The organism is Methylophaga sp. UBA4204 (genome assembly GCF_002379485.1).
In the GTDB taxonomy this organism is placed as follows: Bacteria; Pseudomonadota; Gammaproteobacteria; order Nitrosococcales; family Methylophagaceae; genus Methylophaga.
Genome location: NZ_DFTU01000059.1, coordinates 5,317 through 6,209, shown reverse-complemented (window position 1 = coordinate 6,209; position 893 = coordinate 5,317). Strand labels below are relative to the sequence as shown.

Sequence of the window (893 nt, the reverse complement as noted above, 5' to 3'; positions counted from 1 at the left end):
TGTTCAATTTCTTCTTTATAACCGGTAATTTCCAGTTCCAGATTGGCAATGCGCTGTTCTTTGGCCGCCAGCTGGTCACGGGCACTCGGATTGTTGACCAGATAACGCGATAAAACCCAGCCTTCAACCCCATCATTGGTGCGCACCTTCGAATAACCGGAGGGATCATTTTCCAGTACAGCAAGTTCGGTGCCTGACTTAAGCATTTTGCGAATACCGAAATCCAATCCCTGGCCATTGCGCATGGTGATCTCAAGCTCATCTGAAACGTAGCGAGTTGTTTGAGCGGCGCTTATCCCAGGCAAAAGTATCGGAGCGACAACGAACAACAGGCTGATAATAATTTTTTTCACATGCAGATCCGAGTTGAGTTAAAGCGTCATTCTAGCAGAAGCCATATGGCTGATTTCAAGAGCAGATAAGAATCATTATTAAGTTTGATGTGAATTAATGGGTTTGTCATAAAAGCTTGTTAAGTTGGGCGGTGATATAAATGAGGTGGGTTATGGAAAAGTTCAGAATAATGTTTTTGTGCACGGGAAATTCCTGTCGCTCTCAAATGGCCGAAGGCTGGGCCAGATTTCTGGCCGGGGATGAAATTGAAGTTCGTTCAGCCGGTATTGAGTCTCATGGCCAGAATCCTCAGGCAATACAGGTGATGTCTGAAGTAGGTATTGATATTTCACAGCAGGAATCAATACGGGTAAATGGCGAAATGCTGGAATGGGCAGACTTACTGGTCACCTTATGTGAAAATGCTGATGAACAATGTCCTGTTGTCAGCCCCCATACTTTGCGGTTGCATTTACCGCTAACCGATCCGGCAAAATATCGGGGCAGTGAAGCCGAACTACTGAAGGAATTCCGGATTACCCGGGAAAAGATCAAGCAGC

Annotated in this window: 2 protein-coding genes; one reads left to right on the top strand and one right to left on the bottom strand. The window is 45.7% G+C overall.

Going from position 1 to position 893, the window contains the following annotated elements; translation table 11 throughout:
• Positions 1-353 (bottom strand): TIGR04211 family SH3 domain-containing protein (locus B3182_RS08440; RefSeq protein ID WP_292752336.1); only part of this gene is annotated, 353 nt, incomplete at its 3' end.
• Between the two features lie 152 nt (positions 354-505).
• On the opposite strand from B3182_RS08440, the gene B3182_RS08435 reads away from it, so the two are divergent.
• Positions 506-893 (top strand): arsenate reductase ArsC (locus tag B3182_RS08435; protein ID WP_292752334.1); only part of this gene is annotated, 388 nt, incomplete at its 3' end.